Origin of the sequence: Mycobacterium sp. UM_Kg1 (genome assembly GCF_000972925.1) — a bacterium.
GTDB lineage: Bacteria > Actinomycetota > Actinomycetes > Mycobacteriales > Mycobacteriaceae > Mycobacterium > Mycobacterium hiberniae.
In genome coordinates, this window is record NZ_JRMK01000165.1 from 1 (window position 1) to 7,555 (window position 7,555).

Below are 7,555 nucleotides of genomic sequence, written 5' to 3' on the forward strand. Positions count from 1 at the left end.
TGTGTATAAGAGACAGATGCAGGCCGGAGCGGCGGGGCACGTGTTCAACCTGGGACACGGCGTGCTGCCGGAGACCGATCCCGGGGTGCTGACCGACCTGGTGTCGCTGGTTCACTCATTGTGACCACGTCGTACTGCGTCGTCGGAGGCGGAATCTCCGGCCTGGCCGCCGCCCACCGGCTGCGAGCGACACTCGGCGACGCAGCCGACATCACCATCTTCGATCCCGCCGACCGGCTCGGGGGACTGCTGCGGACCGAGAGCCTGGGTGGACTCAGCGTCGACGTGGGGGCCGAGGCGTTTGTCGCCCGCCGTCCCGAGGTGCCCGCCCTGCTGGCCGAGCTCGGATTGGCCGACCGGCAGCGCGGTACGACGGGGGTGCGGCCCCTGCTGTACCGCAACCGGCTGCTGCACCGGCTGCCGGCGGACACCGTGAGCGGCATCCCGTCCTCGCCGGCGTCGATGACCGGACTGGTCGACGCCGAGACGCTCGCCCGGATCGCCGGTGAACACGCCCGCCCGCTGGCGTTCGAGCCGGGCAGTGACCCGGCGCTGGGCGCCCTGGTTGCCGACAGGTTCGGCGAACAGGTGGTCGCATCATCGGTCGATCCGCTGATCGGCGGCGTCTACGCGGGGTCGGCCGCGACGGTCGGGCTGCGCTCGGCGGTTCCCGGGCTGGCCGCCCTGCTCGACGAGGGGGTCCCCAGCCTGACCGAGGCGGTGCGCCGAACACTGCCCGCCACGACCGGCGTTCCGGTGTTCGGCTCGATCACCGGTGGATACCAGGTCTTGGTGAACGCGCTGGTGCGCAGCGCCCGGCCGCGCTGGGTGCAGTCCGCGATCACCCAGATCGACCCGGTCGGCCAGCGTTGGCTCTTGCGGGACGCCAGTGGGGGCCACCACCGCGCCGACCGCGTGGTGGTCGCGGTTCCCGCGCCGCAGCTGGCGCGGCTGGCCACCGGATTCGCACCCCGCGCCGCGGCGGCGGCCAGCCGCATCGACAACGCCTCGTCGGTGGTGGTCGCCATGGCGGTGCCCGCCGGCGCGGCGTTCCCGGACAACTCCGGGGTGCTCGTGGCCACCGGGGAGCGGCTGCATGCCAAGGCGATCACCCTGACCTCGCGCAAGTGGGGAGACCGGGGCTACGGCGGCCGCGTGGAGGTCCTGCGGTTGTCCTTCGGCCGGTTCGGAGACTCGCGGATCGGCGCCTCCGACGCGGAACTTCTGGGGTGGTCGGTGCAGGACCTGGAGGCGGTCTTCGGGGTCACGGTGGATCCGATCGACGTGCGGGTGCAGCGCTGGGCTGCGGTGATGCCGCAATATCGCTCCGGCCACGCCGAACTGATCGCCGGGCTGCGTGCGGCGCTGCCGCCGACCGTGGCGGTCGCCGGTAACTATCTCGACGGCATCGGGGTGCCTGCGTGCATCGCCGCGGCCGACCGGGCCGCGGCGGCCGTGATCAGCGCCACCCCGGCGCCGTAGAAGTCTGCGCGCGCACCGTGGCAGCATATGGACCATGGCGCACCTCGACTACGACAAACTGAACTCCACCATCCGCTATGTGATGTTCTCGGTGTTCTCGGTGAACCCGGGCGGACTCGACGGAGGTTCGGAGAGTCGCGAGGCGATCGCCGACCAAGCCGCAACCTTCTTCAAACAGCAGGAAGAGCGCGGCGTGGTGGTCCGCGGTATCTACGACGTGGCGGGTCTGCGCGCCGACGCCGATTTCATGATCTGGACCCACGCCGAGCGCATCGAGGACCTGCAGGCCACCTACGCCGGTTTCCGCCGCACCGCGTTGGGCCGGGCGTGCGCGCCGGTGTGGAGCAGCGTGGCGCTGCACCGGCCGGCGGAGTTCAACCGCAGCCACGTGCCCGCCTTCATCGCCGGCGAGCCGGCGGGCGCCTACGTCTGCGTGTACCCCTTCGTGCGGTCGCTGGAGTGGTATGTGCTGCCCGAAGAGGATCGCCGCAGGATGCTGGCCGAGCATGGCATGGCCGCCCGGTCGTACAAGGATGTCCGGGCCAACACGGTTCCGGCGTTCGCCCTCGGCGACTACGAGTGGATCCTGGCGTTCGAGGCGCCCGAACTGGACCGGATCGTCGACCTCATGCGCGACCTGCGCAACACCGAGGCGCGTCTGCACGCCCGGGAGGAAACCCCGTTCTTCACCGGGCCCCGCGTCGAGGTCGACCAGTTGGTGGCGTCGCTGCAGTAGCAGCCCGCTAGGACGGCGGCACCAGGCGCAGGCAGATCGAGTTGATGCAGTAGCGCTGGTCGGTGGGTGTGGGGTAGCCCTCTCCGGTGAACACATGCCCCAGATGGCTATGGCAGGAGGCGCACAACACCTCGGTGCGCTGCCGGCCCAGTGAGTTGTCCGGGCGCAGGATCACCGCGTCGGTGTCGGCCGGATCGAAGAACGACGGCCAGCCACAGTGCGACTGGAACTTCTCGGTGCTGCGGAACAACTCGGCGCCGCAGGCCCGGCACTCGTAGATGCCCTCGGCGGTCGTGTCGGTGTATTCGCCGGTGTTGGGTGGTTCGGTTCCAGCGCGGCGCAGCACCGCGAACTCTTCGGGGCTCAGCTTCGCGCGCCACTCATCGTCGGTGAGGGAGACCTTGGGAGACGTCATGCACCTACGGTAATCCGATCGGAGCGGCCCTGCTGCGTGCGGCTAGGCCGTCGCGTCGGCTTTCGCCGGTGCAGTCGCCAGCCAGGCCGGATCGATTCCGTCGTCGAGGCGCCCCTGCTCCCGGGCGTCGAGGTAGCGGTAACAGAGCACGGCGCACACGACGATCACCAGCAGCGACCAGCCGTAGGTGATCTTCAAATAGTCCAGCGGACGACCGATGTTCATCCATCGGAAGATCAGCCACTTGTCCAGCGTCATGAAGCCGTAGACGGCCAACCACGCCGGCCAGTTGCGCAGCACCGAATTGGGCAGCACCACGGTCATCAGGAACGGGAACAGCACGATCGAGTAGTAGCCCTGTCCCAGTGACAACACCAGGAACGAGGTCGTCAGCAGCACACCTGACGAGGTCAGCATCCAGAACCGGGGGTCGCGGGTGCGGTAGTAGCGGTAGAGCAGCCACAGGCTGAGCGCGGCCAGCGCGGTGAACAACACCCGCATGAACAGGATCAGCCCCGAGGGCAGGCCGAAGAACACTCCGTTGCCCAGGATCGAGGAGTTGAAGTAGTCGCGGGTGCCCATGATGTAGGGAACCGTCTTGGTGAAGTAGCTGCTCGGGTCGCTGGCCAGCGGGAAGGCCGCTAAGTTGAACAGCGCCGGCGTCGCGATCGCCCCGACGAAGGGCCGCCACTGCCGGCTCAGCAGCGGCAGGAGCAGCAGCGGCAACAGGACCGGCTTGACCACCAGGGTCAGGCCGATCGCGACCCCTGCCCACCACTGACGGCTCGCCCGGCCGTCGAGAAGCCAGCGGAAGTAGAGCACTTCGGCCAGCAGGATCACCCCGTTGATGTTGGTGAACACCAGGGTGCTGCTCACGCTCTCGGTGAGGAACATCGCCGCCAGCAGGGCCGGTGCCGCCACCGAGTTCAGCCCGAAGCCGAACATCCGCAGCAGCAGGTAGGCCGCAACCAGGATCGCGATCGTGTTGGCGGCGATGAAGGTGTAGCGCGACAGCGTCTCGGGCAGATACCCGAACGGCGACATCAGCAGCGTGCCGCCGGGGGAGTACAGATAATGCGGATCGACGTAGTCGAAATGCTCGTTGTAGATGTCCAGGCCGTGCCGGAAGTTCAGGACCGCCCGGTACACCGGTTTGAAGTCATCGGTGATGTTGCCGTTCAGCGGCAACACAATCGAGCGGTGCAGTAGCGACATGATCGCCACCGGCCACAACACCGAACGCAGCACGGTGGCGGTGCTCGGCGCAGAGGTGGGGGGCCGGAACGCGTTCAGTAGGGCGGTGCCCGCCCGTTGCATCAAGGAGTCGGCTGCCGTCACCAGCGAACCGTACCGCGGGCGGCGCCCGCGGGTCCGGATCAGGGTCAGGCCGGGCAGTAGACGTCGGTGTCGGGCAGCTTGCCGGTGTCGAGGTAGCCGATCAGCGGCGGCAGCGTGCACGCCGAATACACCGCCGCGCCGTGGCCGATGCCCTGCCACATCACCCGCTTGCTGGCCGATCCGGCGTTGATGACGGCCGCGGCGGTGGCCGCCACCCCCTCCTCGCCGACGATCGGATCGTTTTGGGCCCCGAGCAGCAGCACGTCGATCTTGAGTTCCTTGGGCTGTTCGGGAGTGCTGCTGCTGGGCCAACTCAGGCACTGCGCCATGTCGAGGGCACCGACCGCGCCGAACTGAGGGTACTCCTTGCCCCAGGCAACCACCAGTTCCCGGATCCGGTCGGGAGTGGGCCGGTTGAGGGCGTCGGCGCACGTGTTGATGAAGTGGCCGTCGCTGCCGGTGGTGCCCTGCGCCCGGTTGATCAGATTGTTCAGCAGGTTGGCGTCGCCGGAGTTGGCCGACTCCAGCGCCCTGGCCAGATCGTTGGTGCTGGTGACCCGATCCCCGATGGGATAACCCATGGCGGTGACGATCGCGTGGGTCACCGCAGCCACCGAGGCGCCGCCGGGCCCCTGTCCGGCGCGGGCGGAGTCCAGTATCGCGTTGATGGCACCTTGGGGGTCCGGACCCAGTGCGCAGCCGACCGCGGCGCACTGCGCGGCGAACGCCTCGAAGGCCGCCTGCTGGCCCTTGACCCGCTGCTCGGCGGCGGCTTCGGCGGCCACGCCGAGGGGAATGGGGGAGTCCAGGGCCAGCCGCGCCACTTTCCCCGGGTGGGAGCCGGCGTAGGCCAGGGCGACCTGGGCGCCGTTTCCGATACCCAGCAGCGACAGTGCGGGAATGTCCCAGATGCTGCGCAGCCGCTCGAGGTCGGTGGCGGCATGGGTGTTGTCGTAGGAGGACTCTCCCGGCGAGATGGAGTCGGTGCAGTCGGTGGTGGCCTCCATCGTGATGGTGCCCAGATTGGCCACCGGGTCGTCGCCGGGGGCGAACTGGGCCTGGTTCCACATCTCGTCGCGCTGGCTGCGACTGCGGCAGTCCACGGGGCTCGACAGCCCGATGCCACGCCGGTCCACGGCGACGATCGGGTGGCTCTTGAGCACGTCCGCGCCGGCTCGGGACAGCCAGATCGGCAGCTGCAGCGACGACGGCAGATCCCAGCCCGTGGTGAACACCACCGGGCCGGCGTCGCCGGGAGTCTGCACCGACCGTGCCCGCACCACCCCGATGCTGATCGAGGACGAACCGCCGCCGAGCGGGTCGACGTCGGCGTCGTAACTGGAGCAGTCCAGCCGCACCCCGGGGGTGGCGGGCACGGCGGCGTCGCTGAACATCCGGGCGGTGCAGTCATGCCACGGCAGGTCGTTCTTGGGCACCTCTACCGGTGGCGGACCGGCCTGCTCGGAGGTGGAGGCGGGTTGGCCCTGTGGCCCGGCGCCGGAGTTGGTGGCAAAACGCGGGTTGGCGGCCAGCCCGGGCGCACAACCGGCCAGCAGCGGCGCGGACCCGGTCAGTACGGCGGCAGCCGCGACCACTACGGTCCGGGCGAACCTCGAAGAGCTGGTCATGCCTGTCACCTTATAGGCGCGCGCTTTTGACGTACCGGGCGTAGAGGTAGCCGGAGTCGTCGGTGAGCAGATGCGCGCAGCGCATCGGCGTTGTCAGCTCGCCCGGTCCGGTGGCGATGCGGCGAGCCAGGCCGCCGACCAGATACGGCGCCAAGGTCAGGCACAGCTCGTCGAGCAGCTCATGCTCGATCAACGACCCCAGCAGGCGCGGTCCGCCCTCGGTGAGCACCCGCAGGTGCCCGCGCTGCGCCAAGGTGTTCAGCAGCACGGCCTCATCCACACGGTCGGGGTCATCGCCGGAGCACTCCAGGACCTCGGCGTTGCCGGCCAGCCGCTGCCGGGTATCGGCGGCTGCCGCGGAGCAGGTCAACACCAGCGGCGCCACCTCGGTGTCGTTGAACACCCGCAGGTCCCGGTCCAGTGCCCCGGACTGGGTCACGATCGCCAGCGGGGGGATCTCGGACTGTCCTCGGTCGCGGCGGCCCTGCCGTTGGGTGGCGCTGAGCCGTGCTCCGCCGTAATTCTCGACCCGGACGGTGCCCGCCCCGACCACGATGACGTCGGCCAGCGCTCGCAGCAGCATGAACACCGCCCGGTCGCCCGGCCCGGCCAGGCCGCCGGAGGTGCCGGCGACCGTCGCGCCGCCGTCGATGCTGCCGATGAAATTGGCCCGCCCCCAGGGCTGCGGCCCGCCGGCCTCGGGGTAGGCATACAGCCGCCCCAGTTCCGTGTCGTCGACGGGCGCGGTGGCGCCCAGCAGGGTGAAGCCCGGATCTGCGCTGAGGTCGGACATGGCCTCGATTGCACCATGTGACTACAGTTCGTGCGTGCCCAATCCCGCCGCCGAGTCGATCGACCACCTGGTGGACAGGCGCCCGGAGGTCTCCCCGGAGCGGTTGATCGCCCAGCTCACACCGCCTCCGACGTTTGCGCGCGCCAGCTTCGCCAGCTACCGGCCAGACCCGGCGCAACCCAGCCAGGCGGCGGCGGTGGCCGCGTGCACGGCATTCTGCGAGCAGGCGGTGACCCGGCGCGCCGGACGGCGCAGGCTGCTGGGCCGGCGCGAGGTGTTGCCGGGCGTGGGGATCTACCTCGACGGCGGTTTCGGTGTCGGCAAGACCCACCTGCTGGCCTCGATCTACCACGCCATCACCGATACCGGCAGTGGCGCTGCCGAGGCGCCGGCGGCGGCGTTCGCGACGTTCATGGAGCTGACCCAGTTGGCCGGGGTTTTCGGGTTCACCGAGTGCATCGACTTGCTCGGTGGCTACACCGTGGTCTGCATCGACGAGTTCGAACTGGACGACCCGGGCAACACCACCTTGGTGTCGCGGCTGTTGTCCGAACTGGTGGCGCGCGGGGTCTCGATTGCCGCCACATCGAACACGTTGCCCGAACAGCTCGGCGAAGGCCGCTTCGCGGTCCAGGATTTTCTGCGCGAGATTCACACGTTGGCAAGCATTTTCACCCCTGTCCGGGTGGACGGCCCGGACTATCGGCACCGGGATCTGCCGCCTGCGCCCGAACCGCCTTCGACGCCCGAGGTTACGCAGCGCGCGGCGGCGCGGCCCGGGTCGACACTGGACGATTTCGACGCGCTGTGTGCGCACCTGGCCACCATGCATCCGTCGCGCTATCTGACGCTGATCGAGGGGGTCTCGGCGGTGTTTGTCACCGACGCGCATCCCATCGAGGATCAGAATGTGGCGCTGCGGTTGGTGGCGCTCACCGACCGGCTCTATGACGCCGGTATCCCCGTGGTGGCGTCGGGAGCCAAACTCGACGGGATCTTCAGCGCCGAGATGCTGGCGGGCGGTTACCGCAAAAAGTACCTGCGGGCCACCTCACGCCTGCTCGCCCTGAGCAGCGGGGGTTAGCGAGCCTCGACGAAGGAGAGGCGAAGCTGGACCGCCGAATCAAGCCCGGGGGTTAGCGAGCCTCGACGAAGGAGAGGCG

The 7,555-nt window shown here is 69.4% G+C and carries 8 protein-coding genes; 4 read left to right on the forward strand and 4 right to left on the reverse strand.

Annotation, left to right across the window (positions count from 1 at the left end):
- The 3 genes from LI92_RS23300 to hemQ form a co-directional block, all read left to right on the forward strand.
- A partial coding sequence (locus tag LI92_RS23300; RefSeq protein ID WP_286135189.1) for a uroporphyrinogen decarboxylase family protein occupies positions 1 to 124 on the forward strand: 124 nt, incomplete at its 5' end.
- Positions 118 to 1,482 (forward strand): protoporphyrinogen oxidase, encoded by a 1,365-nt coding sequence (locus LI92_RS18380; protein ID WP_046321476.1) that lies wholly within the window; start codon positions 118 to 120, stop codon positions 1,480 to 1,482. The genes LI92_RS23300 and LI92_RS18380, both read left to right, overlap by 7 nt.
- 34 nt (positions 1,483 to 1,516) lie before the next feature.
- Positions 1,517 to 2,218, forward strand: a complete 702-nt coding sequence (hemQ, locus tag LI92_RS18385) for a hydrogen peroxide-dependent heme synthase (protein ID WP_046321477.1) — start codon at positions 1,517 to 1,519, stop codon at positions 2,216 to 2,218.
- 7 nt (positions 2,219 to 2,225) lie between these two features.
- Here hemQ and msrB read toward each other — a convergent pair whose 3' ends face one another.
- From msrB to LI92_RS18405, 4 genes are all read right to left on the reverse strand, one after another.
- A complete protein-coding gene (gene msrB, locus LI92_RS18390; RefSeq protein WP_046321478.1) occupies positions 2,226 to 2,633 on the reverse strand; it encodes a peptide-methionine (R)-S-oxide reductase MsrB in 408 nt (135 codons plus the stop codon).
- A gap of 42 nt (positions 2,634 to 2,675) precedes the next feature.
- On the reverse strand, positions 2,676 to 3,950 hold the full coding sequence (gene aftC, locus LI92_RS18395; RefSeq protein WP_046321483.1) for an arabinofuranan 3-O-arabinosyltransferase: 1,275 nt from the start codon (positions 3,948 to 3,950) through the stop codon (positions 2,676 to 2,678).
- A 65-nt stretch (positions 3,951 to 4,015) separates the two neighbouring features.
- Entirely contained in the window at positions 4,016 to 5,599 is a 1,584-nt protein-coding gene (locus LI92_RS18400) for an alpha/beta hydrolase (protein WP_046321480.1), read from the reverse strand.
- 10 nt (positions 5,600 to 5,609) lie between these two features.
- Positions 5,610 to 6,392, reverse strand: a complete 783-nt coding sequence (locus LI92_RS18405) for a pyrimidine reductase family protein (protein ID WP_046321481.1) — start codon at positions 6,390 to 6,392, stop codon at positions 5,610 to 5,612.
- On the opposite strand from LI92_RS18405, the gene zapE reads away from it, so the two are divergent.
- Entirely contained in the window at positions 6,391 to 7,476 is a 1,086-nt protein-coding gene (gene zapE, locus LI92_RS18410; protein WP_046321482.1) for a cell division protein ZapE, read from the forward strand. The two genes, LI92_RS18405 and zapE, sit on opposite strands and share 2 nt — an antisense overlap.
- Positions 7,477 to 7,555: the final 79 nt, after the last annotated feature.